This window comes from Pseudomonas sp. FeN3W, assembly GCA_030263805.2.
GTDB lineage: Bacteria > Pseudomonadota > Gammaproteobacteria > Pseudomonadales > Pseudomonadaceae > Stutzerimonas > Stutzerimonas stutzeri_G.
On the sequence record CP136010.1, the window covers coordinates 1,911,309 to 1,934,491 of the forward strand.

General features: G+C 65.8%; 22 protein-coding genes. 12 read left to right on the plus strand and 10 right to left on the minus strand.

Annotation, left to right across the window (positions count from 1 at the left end):
- Positions 1-12: 12 nt before the first annotated feature.
- The gene (locus P5704_009100; protein WOF80614.1) at positions 13-471 is read right to left on the minus strand and encodes a universal stress protein; all 459 of its coding nucleotides are present in this window, start codon (positions 469-471) and stop codon (positions 13-15) included.
- 15 nt (positions 472-486) lie between these two features.
- Positions 487-2,088: a NarK/NasA family nitrate transporter gene (locus tag P5704_009105; GenBank protein WOF80615.1), complete on the minus strand. Its 1,602-nt coding sequence runs from the start codon at positions 2,086-2,088 to the stop codon at positions 487-489.
- 295 nt (positions 2,089-2,383) lie between these two features.
- Between P5704_009105 and P5704_009110 the strand changes: the two genes are divergently transcribed.
- The 4 genes from P5704_009110 to P5704_009125 all read left to right on the plus strand — a co-directional run bounded on the left by P5704_009110 (position 2,384) and on the right by P5704_009125 (position 6,647).
- Positions 2,384-4,333, plus strand: coding sequence for a histidine kinase (locus P5704_009110; GenBank protein WOF80616.1), 1,950 nt, complete (start codon positions 2,384-2,386; stop codon positions 4,331-4,333).
- Positions 4,311-4,919 (plus strand): two-component system response regulator NarL, encoded by a 609-nt coding sequence (gene narL, locus P5704_009115; protein ID WOF81196.1) that lies wholly within the window; start codon positions 4,311-4,313, stop codon positions 4,917-4,919. The genes P5704_009110 and narL overlap by 23 nt, the downstream gene beginning before the upstream one ends.
- Before the next feature lie 164 nt (positions 4,920-5,083).
- A complete protein-coding gene (locus P5704_009120) occupies positions 5,084-5,869 on the plus strand; it encodes a type IV pili methyl-accepting chemotaxis transducer N-terminal domain-containing protein (protein WOF80617.1) in 786 nt (261 codons plus the stop codon).
- Between the two features lie 82 nt (positions 5,870-5,951).
- Entirely contained in the window at positions 5,952-6,647 is a 696-nt protein-coding gene (locus tag P5704_009125; GenBank protein ID WOF80618.1) for a Crp/Fnr family transcriptional regulator, read from the plus strand.
- Here the strand turns inward: P5704_009125 and P5704_009130 are convergent, their stop codons facing one another.
- Positions 6,648-7,193 (minus strand): DUF4345 domain-containing protein, encoded by a 546-nt coding sequence (locus P5704_009130; protein ID WOF80619.1) that lies wholly within the window; start codon positions 7,191-7,193, stop codon positions 6,648-6,650.
- Positions 7,194-7,382: 189 nt separating this feature from the next.
- Here P5704_009130 and P5704_009135 point away from each other — a divergent pair, with 189 nt between their 5' ends.
- Both P5704_009135 and P5704_009140 read left to right on the plus strand, forming a co-directional pair.
- Entirely contained in the window at positions 7,383-7,820 is a 438-nt protein-coding gene (locus P5704_009135) for a DUF411 domain-containing protein (GenBank protein WOF80620.1), read from the plus strand.
- A gap of 129 nt (positions 7,821-7,949) precedes the next feature.
- On the plus strand, positions 7,950-8,807 hold the full coding sequence (locus P5704_009140) for a neutral zinc metallopeptidase (GenBank protein WOF80621.1): 858 nt from the start codon (positions 7,950-7,952) through the stop codon (positions 8,805-8,807).
- Positions 8,808-8,938: 131 nt separating this feature from the next.
- Here the strand turns inward: P5704_009140 and P5704_009145 are convergent, their stop codons facing one another.
- From P5704_009145 to P5704_009155, 3 genes are all read right to left on the minus strand, one after another.
- On the minus strand, positions 8,939-9,541 hold the full coding sequence (locus P5704_009145; protein ID WOF80622.1) for an HAD family hydrolase: 603 nt from the start codon (positions 9,539-9,541) through the stop codon (positions 8,939-8,941).
- Positions 9,538-10,407, minus strand: a complete 870-nt coding sequence (gene tesB / locus P5704_009150) for an acyl-CoA thioesterase II (GenBank protein WOF80623.1) — start codon at positions 10,405-10,407, stop codon at positions 9,538-9,540. The genes P5704_009145 and tesB overlap by 4 nt, the downstream gene beginning before the upstream one ends.
- 77 nt (positions 10,408-10,484) lie before the next feature.
- A complete protein-coding gene (locus tag P5704_009155) occupies positions 10,485-11,039 on the minus strand; it encodes a GNAT family N-acetyltransferase (protein WOF80624.1) in 555 nt (184 codons plus the stop codon).
- A 70-nt stretch (positions 11,040-11,109) separates the two neighbouring features.
- Here P5704_009155 and P5704_009160 point away from each other — a divergent pair, with 70 nt between their 5' ends.
- Entirely contained in the window at positions 11,110-12,030 is a 921-nt protein-coding gene (locus P5704_009160; protein WOF80625.1) for a histone deacetylase, read from the plus strand.
- 53 nt (positions 12,031-12,083) lie between these two features.
- Positions 12,084-13,337 (plus strand): TIGR03862 family flavoprotein, encoded by a 1,254-nt coding sequence (locus tag P5704_009165; protein ID WOF80626.1) that lies wholly within the window; start codon positions 12,084-12,086, stop codon positions 13,335-13,337.
- Between the two features lie 45 nt (positions 13,338-13,382).
- Here P5704_009165 and adhP read toward each other — a convergent pair whose 3' ends face one another.
- Positions 13,383-14,405 carry an alcohol dehydrogenase AdhP gene (adhP, locus tag P5704_009170; GenBank protein WOF80627.1) on the minus strand — a complete coding sequence of 341 codons (1,023 nt, stop codon included), beginning with the start codon at positions 14,403-14,405 and terminating at the stop codon, positions 13,383-13,385.
- Positions 14,406-14,621: 216 nt separating this feature from the next.
- Between adhP and P5704_009175 the strand changes: the two genes are divergently transcribed.
- The gene (locus tag P5704_009175; GenBank protein WOF80628.1) at positions 14,622-15,461 is read left to right on the plus strand and encodes an AraC family transcriptional regulator; all 840 of its coding nucleotides are present in this window, start codon (positions 14,622-14,624) and stop codon (positions 15,459-15,461) included.
- Between the two features lie 108 nt (positions 15,462-15,569).
- Positions 15,570-16,157: a LysE family translocator gene (locus P5704_009180; GenBank protein ID WOF80629.1), complete on the plus strand. Its 588-nt coding sequence runs from the start codon at positions 15,570-15,572 to the stop codon at positions 16,155-16,157.
- 48 nt (positions 16,158-16,205) lie between these two features.
- Here P5704_009180 and P5704_009185 read toward each other — a convergent pair whose 3' ends face one another.
- Positions 16,206-17,528, minus strand: a complete 1,323-nt coding sequence (locus tag P5704_009185) for a DEAD/DEAH box helicase (GenBank protein ID WOF80630.1) — start codon at positions 17,526-17,528, stop codon at positions 16,206-16,208.
- 210 nt (positions 17,529-17,738) lie between these two features.
- Here P5704_009185 and P5704_009190 point away from each other — a divergent pair, with 210 nt between their 5' ends.
- Both P5704_009190 and P5704_009195 read left to right on the plus strand, forming a co-directional pair.
- Positions 17,739-19,439, plus strand: coding sequence for a cation:proton antiporter family protein (locus P5704_009190; GenBank protein ID WOF80631.1), 1,701 nt, complete (start codon positions 17,739-17,741; stop codon positions 19,437-19,439).
- Between the two features lie 58 nt (positions 19,440-19,497).
- On the plus strand, positions 19,498-20,310 hold the full coding sequence (locus P5704_009195; GenBank protein ID WOF80632.1) for an EAL domain-containing protein: 813 nt from the start codon (positions 19,498-19,500) through the stop codon (positions 20,308-20,310).
- Positions 20,311-20,313: 3 nt separating this feature from the next.
- On the opposite strand, the gene P5704_009200 is transcribed toward P5704_009195, so the two are convergent.
- The gene (locus tag P5704_009200) at positions 20,314-20,994 is read right to left on the minus strand and encodes a type 1 glutamine amidotransferase domain-containing protein (protein WOF80633.1); all 681 of its coding nucleotides are present in this window, start codon (positions 20,992-20,994) and stop codon (positions 20,314-20,316) included.
- Positions 20,995-21,115: 121 nt separating this feature from the next.
- Positions 21,116-23,005: a methyl-accepting chemotaxis protein gene (locus P5704_009205; GenBank protein ID WOF80634.1), complete on the minus strand. Its 1,890-nt coding sequence runs from the start codon at positions 23,003-23,005 to the stop codon at positions 21,116-21,118.
- Between the last annotated feature and the right edge of the window lie 178 nt (positions 23,006-23,183).

Below are 23,183 nucleotides of genomic sequence, written 5' to 3' on the forward strand. Positions count from 1 at the left end.
TGAGCTCCTCACTCAGGGGCAGGCTTGAATCAGGACCGGGCAAGGCGCCCGGCGGGCCAGGAAGGCGCTGACGCTGCCGAAGGTCATGTAGTCGAGTTCGTCGACCAGGAGATTCAGCGAGCGGGAGATGAAGCCGCCGTCCGGTTCGTTGGAATGCCGCGCGATGACCAGCAGGTCGGGCTTCTTGTGCTCGGCGGCCTTGAGAATCATCTTGCGGGCGTCGCCTTCGGCGAGCATCACGTCGACATCGAGGCCGAAGGCGCTGACCTTGGCCGCCGCCTCCTGCAGGAAGGCCTGGAATTCGCGACGCTCGCGCTCGTACAGCTCGACCGCCGAATCGCTGGTGTCGCGGGTTTCTTCCACCACGCCGATCAGCATGATCAGCGGCTTCAACAGACCGAACATCTCGAGCGTGGCGTCCAGGGCTTTGCGGGCGTTACGCGAGTTGTCGTAGGCAATCATGATGTTCATGGCAGCTCTCCGGACTCAGGGGTTCTTCACGTAGGCGTTGGGGCGCAGGTAGAACCACCAGTTGAGGATCAGGCACAGCGCGTAGAACACCGCGAAGCCGTACATGGCCACTTCCGGGGTGCCGGCCTTGACCTGTTCGCCGATCACGATCGGCGCGACGAAGGAGCCGTAGGCGGCGACAGCGGAGGTCCAGCCGAGTACCGGGCCGGCCTTCTCGCGGTCGTAGATCACGCCGATGGTGCGGAAGGTCGAGCCGTTGCCGATGCCGCTGGCGGCGAACAGCACCAGGAACAGCACCAGGAAGAGGAAGAAGTACTCCTCGGGCTGGGCCGAGCCGTAGGCCTGGTGCATCACATAGCCGGCGGCGACCGAGGCGATGACCATCACCACCGAGATCACCTGGGTGACGATGGAGCCGCCGACCTTGTCGGAGATCCAGCCGCCCAGCGGACGGATCAGGGCGCCGATGAAGGGGCCGATCCAGGCGTAGGTCAGCGCACTCGGCGCGTTGGGGTTGGCGACGCGGGTCACCACACCGTCGGCACCGACTTCGTTGATGAAGCCGAAGATCACCGTGATCGACAGCGGCAGTGCCATGGAGAAGCCGATGAAGGAGCCGAAGGTCAGGATGTAGAGAATGCTCATCGACCAGGTGTGCTTGTCGCGGAAGATCGCGAACTGGCGCTTGATGTTCGGGCTGATGCTGCCCGGCAGCAGGCGCAGCATGCCGAGCGTCGCGCCGATGGTCAGCAGCATCACGCCCCACATGTTCAGCACACCGAGGCCGGTCGGCGCAGGCAGGTAGAGGTACAGACCGACCGCGGCGGCGGCGAAGGCCACGGCATAGAGGCCGAGGATCTTGCCGAAGGCGTTCAGCGGGTAGCCTGGGGTCGGCGAGATCACCAGCAGGTTGTTCATGCCGAACCAGCCGGCAAAGGCCAGCGGCACCAGGAACAACAGCCAGACCCAACCGGCGTTCTGGATCCAGGTGTCGGTGCCGGCAGCGATCTTGCCGATCAGCGTGCCGCTGTCCTTGATCAGCTCCATCGGCGCGCCAGCCGCCGCACCGAACACCCCGGCGGTCATCACCAGCGGAATCAGGATCTGCATGGTGGTCACGCCGAAGTTGCCCAGGCCCGCGTTCAGGCCCAGTGCCAGGCCTTGCTGGTTCTTCGGGAAGAAGGTGCTGATGTTGCTCATCGAGCAGGCGAAATTGCCGCCGCCGATGCCGGAGAGAAAGGCCAGCAGCTGGAATACCCACAGCGGCGTGTCCTGGCTCTGCAGGGCGAAGCCGGCACCGGCCGCCGGGATCATCAGCAGCGCGGTGGTGAGGAAGATGGTGTTGCGCCCACCGGCGATGCGAATCATGAACGATGCCGGGATGCGCAGGGTGGCGCCGGTGAGACCGGCGATGGCGGTCAGGGTGAACAGCTCGGCCGGCGCGAAGGGAAAGCCCAGGTTGAGCATCTGCACCGTGACGATGCCCCACATCAGCCAGATGGCGAAGCCCATCAGCAGGCTCGGGATGGATATCCACAGATTGCGATTGGCGACCCGCTTGCCAGTGGTGTCCCAGAAGATCTGGTCCTCCACGTCCCACTTTTCGATATTGCTCATGGTCGATCCTCTTGGCGCCAGGGCCCCGCTGGCATACGCAGCGGGATCAGGAATGGCTCGCACGCTAAGCGGGACGGATCGATCGGAATTTGACTGAGATCAATACACTTCTAATGGCATTTTGCTTGACGCGCCGTTTCTACCTCCAACGGGGTACTCCGTATTCATTGAAATAAATTCAACAATATCAATTGGTTAACTTTAGCCATCGCCCTCGACCAGGAAGCGTCGATTGGGCCCGAATGCAATGGGAGTACTTCCCACACCATGGCCAGCGCCGATGACAGAGCGCAGAATGAGCCACCGCCAGAGCGATGATCCGACCATGTCCCCAACCGAAAGCGAGCAGCTCTCCACCCGCCATTCGATCGTGTTCAACACCCTGGTGGCGTTCGTGGTCATCATCGGTTTTTCGCTGATCAGCATGCTCGCCAGCCTGTACCTGGCCGATGCCCTGGAAGGCGACGCCGAAGCGATCAACCAGGCCGGCAGCCTGCGCATGCAGGCCTATCGCCTGGCGTTCACCGCCGAGCAGGGCCCGCAGGCCGTGCTCGAAGAACGCATCGTCACGCTCGAACGCACCCTGCTTTCCGCCTCCCTGCGCTCGGCCCTGCACCGCCACGGCGCGACCGAACTGCCCGCGCTGCATGCCGGTGTGCTGCGCCACTGGCAGCAGCGCATGCGCCCACTGCTGGACACGCAGCCGCCGCGGCTGGAGGAGTATCGCCAGGAAGCCCCGGAGTTCGTCAGCGAGCTGAATGTCTTCGTGCGGACGCTGCAGGAGGCCTCCGAAGGCAAGCTCGGCGTGATCCGCGCGCTACAGGCCGGGACGCTGTTCGTCATCGTGCTGATCGCCTTCGTGCTGATCTACGGCCTGCACAACAACCTGGCGACACCGCTGCGCAGCCTGACCAAGATGGCCCGCGACATCGGCAAGGGCGACTTCAGCGGCCAGGTGCAGATTCCCGGCGACACCGAACTGAGTCTGCTGGCCCGCACGCTCAACCAGATGAGCCAGGAACTGGCCAGCCTCTACGCGGAAATGGAGCAGAAGGTCGATGACAAGACCGCCGCGCTGACCCGCAGCAATGCCACCTTGCAACTGCTGTTCAACAGCGCGCGCATGCTCTACAGCCAACCCGACGACCCGAGCCAGATGATGGGCTCGCTGCTGAACAAGGTGCAGCAGATCCTCGGCACCGGCTCCATCACGCTGTGCCTGAACCGCTCGGCAGCCGCCGGCAGCCACACCGCCATGACTTCCCGCAGCCTGCAACCGCCGGAGTACTGCCAGCTGCCGCAATGCGGCAGCTGTCCGGTCAACCAGTCGGGGCGGCTACCCAGTGGCGAAGAACTGATGACCTTCGAGTTGCGCTCCGGCCATGACGATCTCGGCTCGCTACGCGTCGCCTATCCCGCCGGCGATACGCTGGCCTCCTGGCAGACCCTGCTGCTGACCACCTTGGCCGACCTCTTCGCCGCCTCGCTGAGCCTCGCGCAGCTGGGCCAGAAACAGGCGCGCCTGGCGCTCATGGAGGAGCGCGCGGTGATCGCCCGCGAGCTGCACGATTCCCTGGCGCAGGCGTTGTCCGCGCAGAAGCTGCAGCTGGCCCGTCTAAAACGCCTGATGCAGAAGGAAAGCAGCCAGGCGCAGTTGGACGACAGCGTGCAGCAGATCGACCAGGGCCTGAACGCGGCCTACCGCCAGCTGCGCGAACTGCTGACGACCTTCCGCATCAAGGTCAACGAACCCGGGCTACGACCGGCGGTGCAGGCGACCATCGAGGAGTTCGGCGCCAACTCCGGCCTGCAGATCCTGAGCGACTACCGTCTCGACCACTGCCCGCTAACGCCCAACGAGGAAGTGCACTGCCTGCAGATCATCCGCGAGGCGCTGAGCAACGTGGTCAAGCACGCCGAGGCCGACCGCTGCTGGCTGAGCCTGACCCAGGACGGCAACGGCACCATTCGCGTCAGGATCGAGGACGACGGCATCGGCATCCGCCCCGAAGAGCAACGCGCCGGCCACTACGGCCTGATCATCCTGCACGAACGCGCCAGCAGCCTGAACGGCAGCATCAGCATCGGCCTGCGTCCCGGCGGCGGCACCCTGGTCCACCTGCGCTTCCCGCCCGCCTATCGCCACATCCCCCTTACACAGGAGCCTGTCACGCATGAACGAAGGGACAACCACACGAATCCTGCTGGTCGACGACCATCCCATGATGCGTCGGGGCCTGCGTGACCTGCTGGAGCTGGAAGACGACCTGGAGATGGTCGGCGAGGCCGGCAACGGCGAGGACGCCATCCGCCTGGCCCAGGCGGTCGAGCCCGATCTGATCCTGATGGACCTGAACATGCCGGGCATCGACGGGCTGGAGACCACGCGGCGCATGCGCGACGCGGACATCGATGCACGGATCATCATGTTCACCGTTTCCGACGAGCAGAGCCATGTCCTCGAGGCGCTGCGCAACGGCGCCGACGGCTACCTGCTCAAGGACATGGACGCCGAACAGCTGATCGAGCAGATCCGCATCGCTGCCACCGGTCGCATGGCCCTCAGCCCCGAGCTGACCCAGGTGCTCGCCGAGGCCATCCGGGTGCGTCCCAAGCCCACCGGCCAGGTGCAGTTTTCCAGCCTGACCAAGCGCGAGAAGGAAGTCCTGCGACTGATCGCCAAGGGCCAGAGCAACAAGATGATCGCGCGCAAGCTCGGCATCACCGAAGGCACCGTGAAAGTCCACGTGAAGAACCTGCTGCACAAGCTGGGCCTGCGTTCGCGGGTCGAGGCGGCCGTCTGGGTGCTGGAGAACGAAGCGAAGGGCTGACCGATGCCGGCGGCAGTTTTGTGCGTGATCGCTCAACTCGCGAAATCGCTGCCGCCCCCTTGACGATCATCAATGCCATCACTGCCAAGCGCTCTATCTTTTCGTCCCCAACCGACCTGACCGAGTGGTCAGCATCGCGCCCATCCGGACGTAAGGAGCGCTCCATGTTCAAGATTCTGCTGCCCACTTCCCTGCTGCTCGGCCTGTTGGCCGCCAGCCTTCCCTGCCAAGCCGCCATCAGCGACGCCGAGGCGGTCAACCGCGCCGGCATGCAGCGCATGCTTGGCCAGCGCATCGCCAAGAGTTATCTGATGATCGGCACCGACACCCGCGTCGATCTTGCCGCCAGCCAGCTCGACAGCAGCATCGCCAGTGTCGAGGAGAACGCCCAGCTGCTCGACGAATACGCCGCCAACGAGGCCATCCGCAAGGCGCTCGAAGACGCCACGCAGACCTGGCATCAGTATCGCCAGCTGGCCCTGACCCAGCCGGATCGCGAACAGTCCGCCGAGCTGCTGCGCCTGGCCGAACGCTTCCTCGGTCAGAGCGAAGCGCTGGTGCAGGAGATCGAACGCCACAGCGGCAGTCAGGCGGCGCGCCTGGTCAACCGCAGCGGGCGCCAGCGCATGCTCAGCCAGCGCATTGCCATGCTCTACCTGGCGATGACCTGGAAACTGCCGGAGCAGCGCCTGCGTGGTGACTTCGACGCGGCAGTGGTGGAGTTCGAACGCGGCCTGGACGAGCTGAACAAGGCGCCGCAGAACACCGAGCAGATCAACCGCCAACTCGATCAGATCGGCGCGCAATGGCGTTTCGCCCGGGCGGGTTTCAGCCTCGCCGACGACTCGCGTTTCGTCCCGACGGTGATCGTCACCACCAGCGATTCGCTGCTGCGCAAGATCGAACAGCTGACGCTGGATTACGAGCGCCTGGCCGGCAGCAGCCGCTGATCGACTACCTCCCCTGCCCAGAAAGAGGTATGGCCTGCTCGCAATACGCGACCTAGCATGCCTTCAATCGAAAGGAAGGGAGATGGCCATGCTGACCGGCTCTGCAGTGCTCAATACGTTGCGCCGTCATCATCTGTTCAGTGGGCTGGCCGAAACGGCCTTGCAGGACATAGCCACGCATACCACCGTCAAGCGTCTACCAGTCGGTTGCACGCTGTTCCATCAGGGCGATGCCGCCGAGCACTTTCATGTGCTGATCAACGGCCAGGTCAAGCTGCACCGGGTCACCTGCGATGGTCAGGAGAAGGTCATCGAGGTGGTCCGACCGGGCGAGGCCTTTGCCGAGACGCTGCTCTTCAACAAGCTGCCCGAGCATCCGCTGAGCGCCACCACGCTCAAGGAGAGCCTGGTGCTCAACGTGCAGAACGCCCACTACCTGCGCTTGCTCGAGACCCAGCCACAGCTATGCATGCAGCTGCTCAGCAGCCTCAGCGACCGACTCAACCAACGTCTGCACCAGATCGACAACCTGACCTCATCCAACGTCTGCCAGCGCGTGGTGCGCTATCTGTTCCAGGAGCTGCAGGCAGCGCGCAGCGGTGTGATCGACCTCGACCTACCCAAGCGCCTGATCGCCTCGCAACTGGGTATCCAACCGGAAACGCTGTCGCGCATCCTGCATCGTCTGACCGACGCAGGGTTGATCGCCGTGCAGCGGCGGCGCATCGAAATCCTCGACCAACATAGCCTCTCGGCCTACCTCGAAGCGGCGGCCTGATCAGCCCTGGGCGCCGGGATCACCGCGGCGGAACGGCTGTGGGGCGACTTCAACCGGTGCCGGCTCGACCGGCGGCGGACCATCGCCAAGCTTGAAAGGTTTCGGCGGCTCGCTGGCCAGCCTCCGCGTGGCCGGTTCGAGGCGCTCCGGCTCAGGCTCCGGACGCTCGCGGATAAGCTGCCAGGCAGCTGCGGCAAGGGCGACGGCCAGCACACGATAGAACAGCGATGCCAGGTCGAAACCGACCAGCTCGCCGCCATCCAGCCACAGCGACACCAGGCGACCGAGCACCAGCGCGGTCATGGTGATCATCAGCATCATCAAGGCCGGGCGCGCTCGCTCGGGGGCACGCGCGGCCCAGATCAGGAACAGCGCCAACCCCAGTTGCAGGCCCCCGTAGTAGACCCGCATGTGGCTGACCGAGGCGCCCTCCATCAGCAGCATGCCGTTCAGATTGGCCATCTCGTAGGGGCGGAACCAGTAGGCCAGGCTCAGACTGGCCATCACCAGCGCCTGCGCGAGCAGAACGAAACGGGCAAAACGCATCGAAAACTCTCCTGATGTGCGACTCGCTATTCCGATTGGCATGGGACTGTCAGGCGGCCGTTTGTTCTGCGCCCGGTACTTAGGGCGACACTCCCGCGCGACGTCGGTGGTGACGATTACCCGCCCGCGGCACCTTGGGTATGGGCGCAACCCGGCGTATTCTGGGCCTCTCGCTCGTAGGAGGTTCCCATGCGCCGTCTTCTGTTGCCGCTTCCCGTCCTGCTCGCCGGGTTCGCCCAGGCCGCCGAGCCCCTCGCCATCGACGTCTATCGCGACCCGAGCTGCGGCTGTTGCGAGGCCTGGATCGATCACCTGCAGGACAACGGTTTTACCGTGGCCGATCACGTGGTCAACGACATGACCTCGGTAAAGATGGAACACGGCATCCCGCACCGCCTCGGTTCCTGTCATACCGCCGTGATCGACGGCAAGTTCGTCGAAGGCCACGTTCCTGTCGCCGACATCCTCAAGCTGCGTGAGCAACCGGACCTGATTGGCGCGGCCGTACCCGGCATGCCGATCGGCTCGCCAGGCATGGAGATGGGCGAGCACAAGGACGCCTTCAAGGTGATCGGCGTCAGCAAGCACGGCGAGGAACGCGTGCTCTCCGAATACCCCGGCGACTGAGCCATCGTGCATCGGCGAATGCAGTGCGGTCCCCGCTGCAGCTTTTTCGCGCCAGGCGGGTCTTAACGGGAGGCAGTAACCGCTTCGGTGCTGCGCGCTCAACCCGTCAACCGTTCAGAGGGACACCCCATGCGCTGGAATCGAGCCCGACGCAGCGACAACGTAGTGGACGCCAGAGGCCGCAGCGGCATGCGCCTTGGCGGCGGACTGGGCCTGGGCGGCATCGCCATCGTGGTGATCATTGGCCTGCTCTCCGGCCAGGACCCGCTGCAGATCCTCGGCCAGCTGGCCAACCAGGGCGGGCCGGCCGTCTCCCAGCAAAGCCAGCGGCCGGCCGGCGATGACCCGCAGACGGAATTCGTCCGGGCGATCCTCGGCGACACCGAGGACACCTGGCGCGCGCTGTTTCGGCAAGCCGGCGCCGAATACCGCGATCCGACCCTGGTGCTGTTTCGCGGCGGTGTGAACTCGGCCTGCGGCTTCGCCAGTTCGGCGGTGGGCCCGTTCTACTGCCCGGGCGATCAGCAGGTCTATCTCGATCTGCAGTTCTTCGACGAGATGGCCCGGCGCTTCTCCGCCGCTGGCGACTTCGCCCAGGCCTATGTGATCGCCCATGAGGTCGGCCATCATGTGCAGACTTTGCTCGGCGTTTCCCAGCAGATACAGAGCGCCCGTCAGCGCGGTGCGAAGATGGAAGGTGACAATGGCCTGCTGGTCCGTCAGGAGCTACAGGCCGATTGCTTCGCCGGGGTCTGGGCCTACCACGCGCAGCGACGTCACGACTGGCTGGAAGAAGGCGATCTGGAAGAAGCCCTGAACGCCGCCAATGCCATCGGCGACGACAACCTGCAGCAACGCAGTCAGGGCCGCGTGGTGCCCGATGCCTTCACCCACGGCACCTCGGCGCAACGGGTACGCTGGTTCCGCGATGGCTTCGAGCATGGCGATCCGGTGCGCTGCGACACTTTCAAGGCGACGCGGCTTTAACAGATGGGCAATGGCGGGAAGTGGAGCTTCGCGGGCAGGCCGCTTGCAGGGTCATGCGGGGTTCAAACCGTAGTGCGGGCAGTGGTGCTGGGCAACACCAGATAACAGCCGGTTTTGTGCACACACCGCGCTCAGACCTCGCCCGAAGACAGCAGCCCGTGCAGCATCCGGCAATCCGGGGCATAGAGATCGGCCAGCTCCGGCCATTCGTTGTGCGGCACGTTGACCAGTACGCCGCGCGCGCCGGCGGCCCGGGCGCATTCCAGGTCGAAGCGGTAGTCGCCGACCATCAGCATCGACGCCGGCGCCACGCGCCAGCGCTCCGCCAGGTGCAGCAGCCCTCCCGGATGCGGCTTGGGCGGCGCTTCGTCGCGGCCGAGGATGTCCTCGGGCAGAAAGCAGTCCCCCATGCCGACCGCTTCCAGCGTCACCCTGGCCAGTTCCTGGGCATTGCGGGTCAGCACGCCGAGCCGGCAGCCGCGCTCGCGCAAGGCGTGCAACAGCTCGCGCGCGCCTTCTGCCGGACGCGCAGCGTAGGCCAGCTCGCGCTCGTGCTCCAGCAGCCAGGCGTGTTTGGCGGCGGCCTCCTCGGCAGGTAGCGCCGCCAGATGATGGAGGATGTCGTCCTCCTCGGGAATCGCCAGCGCGCGGCGGATGGCGGCGAAATCGTGCACGGCGATCGTCAGGGTGCCGTCCATGTCGAACACCCAGTGACGAACGTCGGCAATCTTCACATCCAGTCCTCACGCACGCGGATCAGCCCTTCCTGCGCCACGGAAGCGACCAGTTGGCCCTGGCGGTTGAAGATGCTGCCGCGGGCGAAGCCGCGGGCATTGCCGGCCCAGGGGCTGTCGATGGAATACAGCAGCCAGTCGTCCAGCTTCACCTCGCGATGGAACCAGATGGCGTGGTCGAGGCTGGCCAGCTGGATGAACTTGCTCCACGAGCTGACGCCGTGCGGCTGCAACGCCGTGCCGATAAAGCTGAAGTCCGAGGCGTAGGCCAGCAGGTACTTGTGCAGTGCCGGGCTGTCGGGCAGCGAGCCGTCGGCACGGAACCAAAGGTGGCGGACCGGCTCGATGGGCTGCGGGTTGGCCGGGTCGACCAGCGTGACCGGGCGGATCTCGATGGGTTTGGGTCGGCGCAGCTTTTCCATCACCCGCTCAGGCACCATCGGTGACAGCTTGTGCAACAGCTCCCACTCGTTGGGCAGATCGTCCGGCCCGACCACGTCCGGCATCGGCAGCTGATGCTCGTAGCCCGTTTCCGCGGCCTGGAACGAGGCGATGCCGGTGAAGATGGTCTGGCCCTTCTGGATCGCACTGACCCGCCGCGTGGTGAAACTGCCGCCGTCGCGTACGCGATCGACGTCGTAGACCACCGGTTGGTGCGAATCGCCGGGGCGCAGGAAATAGCCGTGCAGCGAATGCACATGGCGCTCCGGCGACACCGTCTGACTGGCGGCGGAGATCACCTGGCCGAGCACCTGCCCGCCGAACAGCTGGGGAAAGCCGAGGTCCTGGCTCGCGCCACGGAACAGGTTTTCCTCGATGCGTTCCAGGGTCAGCAGGTTGACCAGGGCGTCGAGTATCTGGGTCATTTCGGCATCCTTGATAAGGGCAGGCGGACAGGCACGCCATGTTACGGATTTCGCCGGCATCGCTCCAGCAACAGGGCTTATTGTCGCCAATCGTCCCGCCGCAGCCGGTAGAGCAGCTGGGCGTGCAACGGATGTTCGGGCGAAACGTCCGGATGGCCGTACGCGGTGGTCTGCTCAGGGCGCATGCCGAGCCCTTCCAGCAGTTGCCTGCCCGGCTCGTTTATCCGCGACGCCCAGGCCACGACCTCATCCAGCCCCAGCGCGCCAAACGCACATTTCAGCACCGTTTCAGCAGCCTCGTGGGCCAGGCCCTGCCCCCAATGCTCGCAGGCCACCGCCCAGCGCAGTTCGACGGCCGGGTTCGGCAGCAGAGAGGCGGACCAGACCAGTCCGCAATAGCCGATGAAGGCACCATTGTCCTTACGCTCCAGTGCCCACAGGCCGAAACCATTGCGCAGCAGATGCAGCCTGCTGCGCACCATCAGCGCAGCGCATTCGTCGCGGGACCACAGCGCCGGGTTGTAGCGCATCACCTCCGGGTCGGCGCAGAGCCGCGCCAGCGGATCGAGGTCTTCGTCATGCCAGTTGCGCAGCCGTAGGCGCGTGCTTTCGAGTGCGAGTCGTTCGACCATCCCTGCTCCTTGAGCGCTCCGACGGCCAGCCTGCATACTGCGGTGCACATCCATCGAACACGCGTGGTTCATGTCGCTTCCCCTGGTATTTCACGACGATTACAGCCCGCCATTGCCGCCGGGCCATCGTTTTCCCATGGAGAAGTTTCGTCTGCTGCGCGACCATCTGGTCGCCTTGGGTTTGACCACAGAGGCAGCGCTATTGCGCCCCGCGCTGTGCAGTCATGACATTCTGACGCTGGCGCACGACCGCAACTACGTCGAGCGTTACTGCAGCGGCGCGATGGGTCGCGACGAACTGCGCCGCCTCGGCCTGCCCTGGAGCCCGGAGCTCGCGCAGCGCACCGTGCGCGCGGTGGGCGGCTCGCTACTGGCCGCCGAGCAGGCACTGCAACATGGCCTGGCCTGTCACCTGGCCGGCGGTACCCACCATGCCCATCACGACCACGCTTCCGGCTTCTGCATTTTCAATGACCTGGCGGTAATCGCCCTGTACCTGCTGGAGAGCGGACGTGTCGGCCGCGTGCTGATCTTCGATTGCGACGTGCATCAGGGCGACGGCACCGCGCGCATCCTGGAAAACGTGGCGGACGCGGTAACCGTCTCGCTGCACTGCGAAAAGAACTTCCCCGCGCGCAAGGCCCATAGCGACTGGGATATCCCGCTGCCACCCGGCATGGGCGATGACGCGTATCTGAAGGTGGTACACGACACCCTGAACTACCTGCTGCCGATCTATCAGCCGGACCTGGTGCTCTATGACGCCGGCGTGGATGTTCATCGCGACGACGCCCTGGGCCTGCTCTCGCTGACCGACGCCGGGCTCGCCGCCCGCGACAGCGCCGTGCTCGACCACTGCCTGGGCCGCGACATTCCGGTGGTCGGCCTGATCGGCGGCGGCTACGACAAGGACCGCGCCCTGCTCGCACGGCGCCACGCCACCTTGCATGTCAGCGCGGCAGCCGCCTGGCAGCGCCACGGACTCGGCTGAGCATCCGTCAGCGGCTACAATGCCCGCCCCGTGATGTTCTTCAGGCTTCTGCCATGACCCCGCCCGCCCCCTCCTCTCGTGTCGCCATCATCGGCGGCGGCCCTGCCGGCCTGATGGCCGCCGAAGTACTCGGCCAGGCGGGCATCAGCGTCGATCTGTACGACGCCATGCCGTCGGTGGGCCGCAAATTCCTGCTGGCCGGGGTCGGTGGCATGAACATCACCCATGCCGAGCACTACTCCACCTTCGTCAGCCGCTACGGCGCACGCTCAGAGCAGCTGCGCCCGCTGCTGGACGCCTTTACTCCGAGCGCGCTGCGTGACTGGATTCACGGGCTGGGCATCGACACCTTCGTCGGCAGTTCCGGCCGGGTATTTCCCACCGACATGAAAGCCGCGCCATTGCTGCGCGCCTGGCTCAAGCGCCTGCGCGAGAGTGGCGTGCGCATTCATACCCGCCAGCGCTGGCTGGGCTGGGACGCACAGGGTGTGCTGCGCATCGCCGGGGCGGACGGCGAAAGCCTGATCGAGGCCGACGCCACCCTGCTCGCCCTCGGCGGCGGCAGCTGGGCGCGACTGGGCTCGGATGGCGCCTGGGTGCCGCTGCTCACAGCTCGCGGCATTGCCATCGCACCGTTGCAGCCGGCCAACTGCGGCTTCGAGGTGCAAGCCTGGAGCGAGCACCTGCGGGACAAGTTCGCCGGCGCGCCGCTGAAGACGGTCAGCCTCGCCCTTCCCGACACCGCGCCGCGCAAGGGCGAGTTCGTACTTACCGCGACCGGCATCGAGGGCAGCCTGGTCTACGCGCTCTCGGCGCCGATCCGCAACACGATCAACCGTGACGGCGCCGCCACCGTGCTGCTCGACCTGCTGCCGGATCGCACCCTGGCGCAGGTCGCCAGCGCCCTGGCCAGACCACGGGGCGCGCAGTCGATGGCCAAGCACCTGCACCGCCAGCTGAAGCTCGATGGAGTCAAGGCGGCGCTGCTGCGCGAGCTGACCGATGCCGCGATCTTTCAGGAGCCGCAAGCCCTGGCCACGGCGATCAAGGCGCTACCCATCCGCCTGGTCCGCCCGCGTCCGCTGGACGAAGCCATCAGCAGTGCCGGCGGCGTGCCGTTCGAAGCGCTGGATGCCAACCTGATGCTGCGACAGCTGCCCGGTGTGTTCTGCGCCGGGGAGATGCTCGACTGGGAGGCAGCGACCGGCGGTTATCTGCTGACCGCCTGCTTTGCCAGTGGCCGGGCGGCGGCCGAGGGAATGCTGCGCTGGCTGCGGACCGAACGGCCCACAATCGCACAGGCCTGATCGACGGGTGAGCAGCGGCCGGATGAGCCGGCCGCACCCAGCGTTCTACATCTTCATCACGATACGGCCCTCGATGCGCCCGGCACGCATGTCGTCGAGTATATGGTTGATGTTGTCGAGCTTGTCGGTATGGATGGTCGCCTTGACCAGCCCCTCGCCAGCGAAGTCCAGCGCCTCCTGCAGGTCGGCACGGGTACCGACGATGGAGCCGGTGATGCTGATCGCCTTGAGCACCACATCGAAGATCGGCGTCGGGAAATCTCCCGGCGGCAGACCGACCAGCGCCACGGTACCGCGCCGCCGGGCCATGCCGATGGCCTGACCGAAGGCGCTGTTGGACACCGCCGTCACCAGCACGCCGTGAGCGCCACCGATATCGCGCTGCACCACTTCCACGGGGCTCTCCGTGCGCGCATTGACGGTCAGGTCGGCGCCCAGGCGCTTGGCCAGTTCCAGCTTGGCGTCATCCACATCCACCGCCACCACGTGCAGGCCCATCGCCTTGGCGTACTGCACCGCGACGTGGCCGAGGCCGCCAATACCGGAGATCGCCACCCACTGACCGGGCCGCGCTTCGGTGACCTTGAGACCCTTGTAGACGGTGACCCCGGCACAGAGGATCGGCGCGATCTCGTCGAACTCGACGTTCTTCGGCAGGATGCCCACGTAATTCGGGTCCGCCAGCACGTACTCGGCATAGGCACCGTTGACCGAGTAGCCGGTGTTCTGCTGGCCTTCGCAGAGGGTTTCCCAGCCGGTCAGGCAGTGCTCGCAGCAGCCGCAGGCGGTGTACAGCCAGGGTACGCCGACCCGATCGCCCTCCTTCACCCGGGTCACGCCGGCACCCACCGCAGCGACGTGGCCGACGCCTTCGTGACCGGGAATGAACGGCAGGGACGGTTTCACCGGCCAGTCGCCCTCGGCCGCATGCAGGTCGGTGTGGCAGACGCCGGAGGCGGCGATCTTCACCAGGATCTGGCCAGGGCCGGGCATTGGCACCTTGACTTCCTCGAGGCGCAGCGGCTCGCCGAAGGCGTGTACCACTGCCGCTTTCATGGTCTGGGTCATGGACTTGCTCCTTGAGTCGGGACATTCGAGTCTGCACAACATGGACCGGATCAAGCCTAGACCCAGATCAATTACAGCAGGCAGTCAGAGACCGTCCGTCGCGCGCATCGCGTTCGTCCGGCCGTGAGCGGCGCTGCACGAATGTTCCAGACGGCCTGCCGGCAGCGAGCGATACTGAGCCGGGCCAAGCCGCGACGCCGAGTTCATGGAGCCACCATGGGTACCGATGACTGGATCGATCTGAAGAAGGATGCCGAAACCGGCATCGAGACGATCCGTGCGCATTTCGAAGGGCACGCCTACGACCCGCATTTCCATGACAGCTACCTGATCGGCTTCACCGAACAGGGCGTTCAGCAGTTTCACTGCCGCCGGACGCTGCACAGCAGCACGCCGGGGCAGGTGTTTCTGCTCGAACCCGGCGAGCTGCACGACGGCCACGCGCCGACGGCCGGCGGCTTCACCTATTCGATGCTGTACCTCGACCCGCACTGGCTCGAGCGCGAACTGCGCGCACTGTTCGAGGATGCGCCCAACCAGTGCCAGCCGGCGTTCGCCAAGACGCTGGAAAACGAGCCGGCGCTGGTGACGGTGATTGCCGATGCCTGCCAGGCCTTGCAAAGCCAGGACCTGCGCATCGTTCGCCAGGCCGCGCTGGACGCCCTGCTGGGCAAACTGGCGCGGCACCTGTCATGGCGACCGCGGCTGACTGCCGACCCGCGCCTGCCGGCCGTGGCGCTGCGGGCGCGGGACTATCTGCATGCACACATGGATCAGGATCTCGGGCTGGATGATCTGGCGCGGGCCACCGGCGTCGATCGCTTCAGGCTGTCACGGGCGTTCAAGGCGGCGTTCGGCCTGGCGCCGCATGCCTATCTGGTCCAGCTGCGCCTGGCCAAGGCCCGGCGCCTGCTCGCAGCGGGCCAGCCACCGGCGCTGGTGGCGATGAGCCTCGGTTTCGCCGACCAGAGCCACATGGGCCGCTGGTTCCGCCGCGCCTACGGGCTGACACCGGCGCACTACCGCAAACGCTGCTCGAATCTTCCAGACCACTGAGCCGACAGGCGCGAGTATTCGGTCGTCCGCCACCCCGGAGCCGAAAACCATGCCTCACCTCACCGCCACCCCCGGAGCACTCGCCACGCACATCGCGGAGCAGCCGTCATGAGCCAGCTGCTTCCCTTCATGCTGTTCGCCTTCGTCGCCTCGATCACCCCCGGGCCGACCAACATTCTGCTGCTCAGCAACAGCACGCGCTTCGGCCTGGGCGCAGCCGTGCCGATCATTCTCGGCGCCTGCTCGGCGGCAGCCCTCATCGTGCTGCTGGTGGGCCTGGGCGCCGGCGAATGGTTGCTGCGCCATCCGCAACTGCAGCAGCTCATGACCTGGTTCGGCCTGACCTGGCTGCTCTACCTGGCCTGGCAGATCGCCCGCAGCCCGGCCGAACCGGTCGAGGCCGCCGCCGCGCCGCGTCGGCTCGGCGCGCTGGGCGCCGCCGGCCTGCAACTGGTCAACCCGAAGGTGTGGATGATGGCGCTGGCGGTGGTCGGCGTGTTCAGCGGCGCCGCTGCCGACGCCGGGCGTTACGCCATTCACGCCCTGCTGTTCTTTCTGATCGCCCTGCCCTGCCTGGCAGCCTGGGCACTGCTCGGTGCCGGGGCTGCGAAGCTGCTGCACTCGGCAGCGCATATGCGCCGGTTCAACTACGCCATGGCGCTGCTCTTGGTGGTGTCGGCACTAGCGAGCCTGTGAGAGGCGCAAGGGTGGAAAAGGCTGCGCCGCTTTCCACCTCCGCAGCGATCAGCGCTTCTTCGCCGGTTTGCCACCGCCCAGGCTCGGCACCTTGCGGATCGGCCTGGCGTTGGGTTTCTCGTTCTCGTCGAACCAGTTGCCGAGGTGGATCTTGCCCTTGCCAGCGTCCTTGGGCTTCTTGGGTTTCTTCGGCTTCTTGATGATCTGCCCGCCCAGGGTGGTGGTCGGCACGCGATGGTCCGGCACGAAACCCAGTTCGTCGTGGCGCGGCAGCACCTGGTTGATCAGGGTTTCGATGGCGGCGAGCTGATCGACCTCATCGGCACTGACCAGCGAAACCGCCTCACCCGTAGCGCCGGCGCGGCCGGTACGACCGATGCGGTGCACGTAGTCCTCGGCGACGATCGGCAGGTCGAAGTTGACCACCTGCGGCAGGTCGTGGATATCCAGCCCGCGCGCGGCGACATCGGTCGCCACCAGCACCTGCACCTCGCCGGCCTTGAAGCGTTCCAGCGCACGCAGGCGCGAGGCCTGCGGCTTGTCGCCATGGATTGCGTCGCTGGCGATACCCTGCGCCTGCAGCTCGTCCACCAGCTGATCGACACCCTTGCGTGTCTTGACGAACACCAGCACCTGGCCCCAGCGCCGCTCCGCCAACAGATGCAGGAACAGCTCACCCTTGCGCTTCTTGTCCACCGGCACCAGCCACTGCTTGACCGTCTTCGCCGCGGCGTTGCGCGGGCTGACCTCGACCGACAGCGGGTCACGCAGCAGCTCGCGGGCCATCTGCCGGATCGGCTCGGAAAAGGTCGCGGAGAACAGCAGGGTCTGGCGCTTCTTCGGCAGGGCCGCGAACAGCTGGTCCAGCTCGTCGGCGAAGCCAAGGTCGAGCATGCGGTCGGCCTCGTCGAGCACCAGCGCCTGCAGCTGGGCGAAGCCCACGGCGTTCTGCCGGTAGAGATCGAGCAGGCGACCGGGGGTCGCCACCAGCACGTCGATGCCCTTGCGCAGCGCCATCATCTGCGGATTGATGCTGACCCCGCCGTATACCGCGTAGGTACGCAGCGGCAGGTTCTGACCATAGACACGAAAGCTCTCGTGGACCTGCTCGGCCAGCTCGCGGGTCGGCACCAGCACCAGCGCGCGCACCGAATTGCTCGCCACCTTGGCACCCTCCATGGTCAGGCGTTGCAGCAATGGCAGGGCGAAACCGGCAGTCTTGCCAGTGCCGGTCTGCGCCGCCGCCATCAGGTCGCGGCCCTTGAGCACGACAGGAATGGCCTTGGCCTGGACCGGCGTCGGCGTGCGGTAGTCGAGGGTGTCCAGGGTCCGCAGCAGCGGTTCGATCAGGCCCAGGGAGGCGAAGGTCATGGCAGGCTCGCAGCGCCGATTCGGCGGGGTGAAAAAAGGGCGAATTCTAGCAGCAGGCCGAGCCTATCGGCTCGCCAGCCGATTGCAGACGCACGCCGGGATGCTTTGCTGTCACAGTTTCATACGCTGCCGCGCTGGCGGCGGGCCAGGGTCTGCCGCAGGATAGGCACAGCGCCGCGGCGCCGGCACATCAACCGCACGGAGACTCTGATGGAAGCGCTGCTCGCCCACGGCCCCTTCGCCGAATTCGCCCTGCTGCTGATCGTTTCCGCGGTGGTCGGGGCGATTGCCGTGAGCCTGCGCCAGCCGCTGCTGATTTCCTACATCGTGGTCGGCATCCTGCTTGGCCCGGCGGCATTCGGCCCGGTCAACGCCGCCGAGCAGATCCACCTGCTGGCCGAGATCGGCGTCGCCGTGCTGCTGTTCGTGGTCGGGCTCAAGCTGGACCTCGCGCATATCCGCAATATCGGCCCGGTGGCGCTGGCCACGGGGCTCGGGCAGCTGACCTTCACCATCGTCTTCGGCTTCGCGCTCACCCTGCTGATGGGCAAGAGCGCGATGGAAGCGCTCTACATCGCCGTGGCGCTGACCTTTTCCAGCACCATCATCATCGTCAAGCTGCTCTCGGACAAACACGAACTGGACTCGCTGCACGGGCGCATCGCCGTTGGCTTCCTGATCGTCCAGGACCTCGCCGTGGTGCTGGCGATGATGACCATGAGCGCCCTGCGTGGTGCCGGCGATGCCGGCTGGGCCGAGGTCTCCGGCTCGCTGCTGCTGCGTCTGGCTGGTGCGGCCATCCTGATGTACGTGCTGATGCGCTACGTGCTGCCGCCGCTGGTCAGCCGCATGGCGCGCTCGCAGGAGCTGCTGCTGATCTTCGCCATTTCCTGGGGCACCGGGCTCGCCGCGCTGGGCGACTACATCGGCTTCAGCAAGGAGGCCGGGGCCTTCGTCGCCGGTTTCTCACTGGCCTCGACGGTCTACCGCGAGGCGATGAACGCGCGTCTGACCGGCATTCGCGACTTCATGCTGCTGTTCTTCTTCATCGACCTCGGTGGCAGGCTGGACTTCTCCACGCTCGGCAACGAGATCCTGCCGGCCATCGTGCTGGCGCTGTTCGTGCTGATCGGCAACCCGCTGATCGTCATGGCGATCATGGGCTACATGGGCTATCGCAAGCGCACCGGCTTTCTCGCCGGGCTGACCGTGGCGCAGATCAGCGAGTTCTCCATCGTCTTCGTCGCCATGGGCATCACCCTCGGCCATGTCGGGCCGGAGGCGCTGGGCCTCACCACGCTGGTCGGCTTGGCGACCATCATGCTCTCGACCTACATGATCCTGTTCTCGCAGCCGCTCTATGAACGCCTGGCACCCTGGCTCGGCCTGTTCGAACGCAAGCGTCCCTACCGCGAGCTGGCAGTAGAGGCCCAGAGCAGACCGCAGGGCCAACCACGCGTCATCATCTTCGGTCTGGGCCGTTATGGTTCGCGGCTGCTGCAGCAACTGGCCGCCGCGCGATTGCCGGTGCTCGGCGTGGATTTCGACCCCGAGGCGGTGCGCACGTTGCGCCGCAGCCGGCTGCCGGTGCGCTTCGGCGATGGCGAGGACCCAAGCTTTCTCGAGTCGCTGCCGCTGCAGCATGCCGAATGGGTGGTCACCAGCTTTCCGCAATGGGAGGCCAATCGTGCCTTTCTGCATGCGCTCAAGCATGCCGGTTTCGAGGGCAAGATCGCCGGCGTCGTGCGTGACGATCAGCATGGCAAGGCGCTGGACGCGGCGGGCGTCGCCCGCGTATTGAACCCCTTCACGGATGCGGCGGACTTCGCCGCGCGCAGTCTGATCGACGAACTGGGCGCCCCATCGCACCACCGCGCCAAGACTGCAGTGGGGCCGGCCGCGGACGGGTGACCTTCAGTCAGGCGCTGCTCGGCCGCTAACCTGTCTCAACCTGCAGAAGAGCGCGTCCATGTATTCGAGCAACGCCAGCTTCAATCCGGCACCTGACGCCTATTCCTGCCACGGCGCCAGCGAGCACGGCGCGTGCCCCAGCTGCGCCAGCGGCGAACGCCTGGGCTTCGGCTTCAGCTACGCCTTCCAGCCAATCATCGACCTGCACGACCGGCAGATCTTCGCCCATGAGGCGCTGGTTCGCGGCGTCGGCGGCGAGCCGGCACCCACCGTGCTGTCGCAAGTCACCGAGCAGAACCGTTTTCGCTTCGACCAGGCCGGCCGGGTCAAGGCGATCAAGACCGCCGCCAAACTCGGCATGCAGAGCAAGCTGTCGATCAACTTCATGCCCAATGCCATCTACCGTCCCGAGCTGTGCATCCGCTCGACGCTGGAAGCGGCGCGCGTTCACGGCTTTCCGGTCGAGCAGATCATCTTCGAGACCGTCGAGGGCGAGCGCGTCAGCGACGGCAAGTGGCTGACCGAAGTGTTCCGCGAGTACCAACGCATCGGCTTTCTCACCGCCATCGACGACTTCGGTGCGGGCTTCGCCGGACTCAACCTGCTGGCCGATTTCCAGCCGGACATCATCAAGCTGGATATGGACCTGATCCGCGGCATCGACCAGAGCCGCACGCGCCAAGCCATCGTCCGCGGCACCGTGTCGATGTGCGAAGAACTGGGCATCCGGGTGATCGGCGAAGGCGTCGAGACCGCCGACGAATGCAGCGCCCTCTTCGATCTGGGCATCCATCTGATGCAGGGCTACCTGTTCAGCCGACCGCTGTTCGAGGCCTGTGGCCAGGCGGAACAACTCGCCTGGCCGCAGTGAGTATCAGCCGCGCAGCAGCTTGAGCAGTTCCTGCGCCGCCGCCTCGGATGACGCCGGGTTCTGCCCGGTCACCAGTAGCCCGTCGACTTGGATATAAGCCGTCCAATCGGCGCCCTTGCTGTACTGGCCGCCACGCTCGCGCAGGCGATCCTCGAGCAGGAACGGCACCACCTCGGTCAAATCCACCGCGGCTTCCTCGCCATTGGTGAAACCGGTGACGCGCTTGCCCTTGACCAGATACTCGCCATCCTTGCCGCGCACCTCGGTCAACGCCGCCGGTGCATGGCAGACCGCGCCTATCGGCTTGTCGGCCTTGACGAAGGACTCGATCAGGGCGATGGACGTGGGGTTGTTCACCAAATCCCACAGCGGACCGTGGCCACCGGGATAGAACACCGCGTCGAAATCCTCGGCCGAGACCTGATCCAGACGGTAGGTGTTGGCCAATAAGGTTTGTGCCTCGCCATCACCGTTGAAACGCTCGGTGGCCTCGGTCTGGGCGTCGGGCTGGTCGCTCTTCGGGTCGAGCGGCGGCTCGCCACCCTCGGGCGACGCGAGCACCACCTGCACCCCGGCATCCATGAACACGTAGTACGGCGCGGCGAATTCCTCCAGCCAGAAGCCGGTCTTTTTGCCGGTGTCGCCCAACTGCTCGTGGGAAGTGAGCACGATGAGAATTTTCATGGAGCCTCCTGGTTGAAGCGCGACGTGAACAAGTGAGACTGCCGCCGCGGGCACATTGCTCCGCTGCCAGATCACATCCATGAAAAAGGGCGCCGAAGCGCCCTCTAAAAACCCGTTCCGGTCAGATACGGAAGCTGTCCACCAGTTGCTTAAGCCGGCGCGCCTGCTGATCCAGGTCGCCGCAGGCCCGCAGCGTCGACTGCAGGTTCTCCACACCTTGCTGGTTCAGCGTGTTGATCTCGGTGATGTCCATGTTCAGCGACTCGATCACCGCGGTCTGTTCCTCGGTGGCGGTGGCTACCGACTGGTTCATGCCGTCGATCTCGCCGATGCGCTGGGTCACCTCACCAAGGCGCTCGCCGGCGCGGTCGGCGATGGAAACGCTGGATTCGCTCTGCCGCTGGCTTTCGGTCATGGTCTGCACCGAAGCGCTGGCACCGACCTGCAGCTGCTCGATCATCTGCTGGATTTCCTGCGCCGAGCTCTGCGTGCGATGCGCCAGGTTGCGCACCTCGTCGGCGACCACGGCAAAGCCGCGGCCCGCCTCGCCGGCCCGCGCCGCCTCGATGGCGGCGTTGAGCGCGAGCAGGTTGGTCTGCTCGGAAATGCCTTTGATCACCTCGAGAATCTGGCCGATGTCCACGGTCTTGGCATTGAGCGCCTCGATCTGCCCGCAGGACGCGCTGATCTTCGCCGACAGTTCGCGCATCGCGGCGATGTTCTGCTCCACCACCTGACGACCATCCTCGGCCTGATGGCGGGCGCCGCTGGCCTGCTGCGAGGCGTCCGCCGCGTTGCGGGCGATCTCCTGGGCGGCGGCGCCCAGCTCGTTGATCGCCGCGGCCACGCTGTTGGTGCGGCTGGCCTGCTCGTCGGAATTGGCCATCAAGGCGTTCGAAGCGCTGAGCACGCGTTGCGCCACTTCGTTGACCTGCAACGTGGCCGAAGACACCTCGCGGATCGACTCGTGAATACGCTCGACGAAACGGTTGAAGGCGGTCGCCAGCTCGCCGAATTCGTCCCGCGACTGCACGGCCAGGCGCCGGGTCAGATCACCCTCGCCTTCGGCGATATTGGCCATGGCGCGGCCCATGTCGGTGAGCGGACGCATCAGTACCCGAATCAGCATGCCCAGCAACACCAGGATGAACGCCACGGCGGCAACCGTGGCGACCAGCGCGGTGGTGCGAAAACTGGCGAGGCTGGCATAGGCCGCATCCTTGTCCAGCGAGATGCCGACGTACCAGGTCACCGATGGCAGGCCCTGAACGCGGCTGAAGCTGAGGATGCGGGTCTGGCCGTCGAGATCGACTTCGGCATAGTTGGCGTCGAGCGACGGCGCGTGACCGGGGAACAGCTCACCGAGCGACTTCATCACCCTGGAGCTGTCCGGGTGCACCAGGATCTTGCCGTCGCCGCTGACCAGGAAGGCATAGCCCATGCCGTTGAAGTCCAGCGCGTTGATGATTTCCACCAGCGCCTTGAGCCCCAGATCGCCGCCAACGACACCAATGTTTCGGCCGCTCTGCTGCGCAGGGGTCGCGATGGAGATGACCAGCTCGCCGCTCGCCGCATCCACATAGGGCTCGGTCAGCGTCGAGCCGCCCGCGGCGATGGCGTCCTTGTACCAGGGACGCGCGCGCGGATCGTAGTCGGCAGGCATCTCTTCGGCAGGACGCATGAGGAAGCTGCCATCCTGCCCACCGAGGTAGCTGAACATGAAGGTCGAGGCCAGCGCCTTTTGCTCGAGCAGCGTGGCCACGCGCGCTTCGGCACTGTCGCTACCGATGCTCTGCGCAGCGCTTTCCACCAGCAGGATGCGGCCAGACAGCCAGTTCTGAATGTTGTGCGCGGTGACCTCACCCATCTCGTCGAGGTAGCTCTCGAGGTTGGTGCGGATGGCGTTGCGCTGCAGATAGTCGTTGTAGAGCGTGAAAAGCGCGAAGGTCGCGATCACCACCAGGGAGGCGGCCAGCAGGATCTTGTGGCTGAATTTGAGGCTGTTGGTCATGGCAGCGAGTCCGGAACGGTTCGGGCGGGCGAGCATCCTTGTCCCGTGCGCCTCCCTGGCTGTCATTCAGGATTGTCGGCCTCGTCCAGCGGAACTTTACGACCAGTTGACGACGATCAAGCGGGGGACCGTCTTTCCGACCAGCGGCTTGCGTGGCACCCCAACGGAGCACCACGCA

Excerpts from the sequence above, each read along its gene's own strand:
- P5704_009100 (WOF80614.1), bottom strand. The coding sequence starts at position 471 with ATGAACATCATGATTGCCTACGACAACTCGCGTAACGCCCGCAAAGCC.
- P5704_009105 (WOF80615.1), bottom strand. The coding sequence starts at position 2,088 with ATGAGCAATATCGAAAAGTGGGACGTGGAGGACCAGATCTTCTGGGAC.
- P5704_009110 (WOF80616.1), top strand. The coding sequence starts at position 2,384 with ATGAGCCACCGCCAGAGCGATGATCCGACCATGTCCCCAACCGAAAGC.
- narL (WOF81196.1), top strand. The coding sequence starts at position 4,311 with ATGATGCGTCGGGGCCTGCGTGACCTGCTGGAGCTGGAAGACGACCTG.
- P5704_009120 (WOF80617.1), top strand. The coding sequence starts at position 5,084 with ATGTTCAAGATTCTGCTGCCCACTTCCCTGCTGCTCGGCCTGTTGGCC.
- P5704_009125 (WOF80618.1), top strand. The coding sequence starts at position 5,952 with ATGGCCATGCTGACCGGCTCTGCAGTGCTCAATACGTTGCGCCGTCAT.
- P5704_009130 (WOF80619.1), bottom strand. The coding sequence starts at position 7,193 with ATGCGTTTTGCCCGTTTCGTTCTGCTCGCGCAGGCGCTGGTGATGGCC.
- P5704_009135 (WOF80620.1), top strand. The coding sequence starts at position 7,383 with ATGCGCCGTCTTCTGTTGCCGCTTCCCGTCCTGCTCGCCGGGTTCGCC.
- P5704_009140 (WOF80621.1), top strand. The coding sequence starts at position 7,950 with ATGCGCTGGAATCGAGCCCGACGCAGCGACAACGTAGTGGACGCCAGA.
- tesB (WOF80623.1), bottom strand. The coding sequence starts at position 10,407 with ATGACCCAGATACTCGACGCCCTGGTCAACCTGCTGACCCTGGAACGC.
- P5704_009155 (WOF80624.1), bottom strand. The coding sequence starts at position 11,039 with ATGGTCGAACGACTCGCACTCGAAAGCACGCGCCTACGGCTGCGCAAC.
- P5704_009160 (WOF80625.1), top strand. The coding sequence starts at position 11,110 with ATGTCGCTTCCCCTGGTATTTCACGACGATTACAGCCCGCCATTGCCG.
- P5704_009165 (WOF80626.1), top strand. The coding sequence starts at position 12,084 with ATGACCCCGCCCGCCCCCTCCTCTCGTGTCGCCATCATCGGCGGCGGC.
- adhP (WOF80627.1), bottom strand. The coding sequence starts at position 14,405 with ATGACCCAGACCATGAAAGCGGCAGTGGTACACGCCTTCGGCGAGCCG.
- P5704_009175 (WOF80628.1), top strand. The coding sequence starts at position 14,622 with ATGGGTACCGATGACTGGATCGATCTGAAGAAGGATGCCGAAACCGGC.
- P5704_009180 (WOF80629.1), top strand. The coding sequence starts at position 15,570 with ATGAGCCAGCTGCTTCCCTTCATGCTGTTCGCCTTCGTCGCCTCGATC.
- P5704_009185 (WOF80630.1), bottom strand. The coding sequence starts at position 17,528 with ATGACCTTCGCCTCCCTGGGCCTGATCGAACCGCTGCTGCGGACCCTG.
- P5704_009190 (WOF80631.1), top strand. The coding sequence starts at position 17,739 with ATGGAAGCGCTGCTCGCCCACGGCCCCTTCGCCGAATTCGCCCTGCTG.
- P5704_009195 (WOF80632.1), top strand. The coding sequence starts at position 19,498 with ATGTATTCGAGCAACGCCAGCTTCAATCCGGCACCTGACGCCTATTCC.
- P5704_009200 (WOF80633.1), bottom strand. The coding sequence starts at position 20,994 with ATGAAAATTCTCATCGTGCTCACTTCCCACGAGCAGTTGGGCGACACC.
- P5704_009205 (WOF80634.1), bottom strand. The coding sequence starts at position 23,005 with ATGACCAACAGCCTCAAATTCAGCCACAAGATCCTGCTGGCCGCCTCC.